Below are 1,501 nucleotides of genomic sequence, written 5' to 3' on the forward strand. Positions count from 1 at the left end.
CGCCCCCTGGAGGGGGCCGCCCAGGTGGGGAGCGCGTAGCGCTTCGGGGGTGGGCCTTTCTCTTAATGCTACATTGCCTCGTCCCCTCAATCCGTCCCGCCCCATGAGCTTCCTCCGCCCGAGCCACGCCCTCCCCGCCCTGCACGTCCTGTCCGCCGCCCTGGCGCTGGGCATGGCCGGCACGGCCACGGCCGGCGTGTCCTACCGACTGGACCGCCCTTCGGCCGCCCCCGGCGACACCGTCACCATCGAGGCGGTCTACTTCAACGAAGGCAATGCCCGCGCCACCTGGGAGGCGCCGCCGGAACTGGTGCTGCAATGGCGCGGCCAGGACGGCCAGATCGTGCGCAGCCTGGCCCGCCTGCAGGGCGGGCAGGCGCGCTACAGCGTGCCGGTGAACAACTTCGCGCGCCTGGCCTGGTCGGCCGAGGTGCCCGCCAGCGCGCGCGGGCTGCAGGCCGTTTCCATCGAGGGCCAGCCCGCCATGATGGCGCTGGACGCCACCGGCCGCGACAGCGGCACGCTGGCCAGCACGCCTGCTCAGGGTCCGGTGGTGGACGCGCGCAGCGGCCAGCCCGTGCCCGCGCCCGAAGTCGCCGCCGCCGGCGCCTCGCCGCAGGGCGGCCCCTCGCCCGACGCGTCCGCCGCGCCCGGCCAGGCGGACGCCTTCTCGCGCTTTCGCAGCGCGATATCCGAATACAAGCCCGTGTATTTCGACATCGGCACGCGCGGCAAGACCACCGCGCGCTTCCAGATCAGCGCCAAGTACCGCCTCTTCAGCCCGGCCGCCAACCGGCCCGCGAACTGGTACGAGAATTTCTATCTGGGATACACCCAGACCTCGCTCTGGGATCTGCAGAGCGACTCGATGCCCTTCATCGACACCACCTTCAATCCCAGCGTCTTCTGGCTGTCCGACAATCTCTGGTCCTCGGAAAGCCAGAACTGGCGCCTGGGGGTGAACGTCGGCGCGGAGCACAATTCGAACGGCAAGGACGGCCCCGATTCGCGCTCGGTCAACGACGGCTATGTCGAACCGCGTTTCCACTATCGCCTCGACGGCGGCAGCACGCTGACCTTCGCGCCCAGGATCAAGGCGTATTTCGGCGTGGCCGGCGAGAACCCGGACTACGCCGACTACGCCGGCCGCGTCGACTGGCAGCTGCGCTGGGCCCAGGACAACGGCGCCGTGGTCACGGCCCTGTACCGGCAGGGCGACCAGCAGCGCCGCACGACCCAGCTGGACTTCGCCTGGCCGCTGCAGCGCACCTGGCTGAACATGAACGGCTACCTGCACCTGCAGTATTTCAACGGCTACGGCGAAACGCTGCTGGGCTACAACCGGCGCGAGGACTCACAGTTCCGCGTGGGCCTGTCCATCGTGCCCTGAGGCCTGGCGGCCCATGCCGGCTCGCGTTGCGGCCGACCAGCAGCTCCAGCTCGAAATGATTGGGCGTCATGCCGTCGGCATGCGGCACCAGCAGGTCGCGGTATTGCGCGA

At 70.0% G+C, this 1,501-nt stretch carries 1 protein-coding gene; it reads left to right on the forward strand.

Features of this window, described 5'->3' with window-relative positions:
• Positions 1 to 103 precede the first annotated feature (103 nt).
• A complete protein-coding gene (locus tag AC6LJ5_RS30280) occupies positions 104 to 1,390 on the forward strand; it encodes a phospholipase A (RefSeq protein WP_498142447.1) in 1,287 nt (428 codons plus the stop codon).
• The last annotated feature ends 111 nt before the right edge of the window (positions 1,391 to 1,501 follow it).

The sequence above is a fragment of the Achromobacter sp. 1011791174 genome (genome assembly GCF_059760925.1).

What these genes read in the sequence shown, in the direction of transcription:
- AC6LJ5_RS30280 (WP_498142447.1), top strand. Translation starts at nt 104, where the DNA reads ATGAGCTTCCTCCGCCCGAGCCACGCCCTCCCCGCCCTGCACGTCCTG.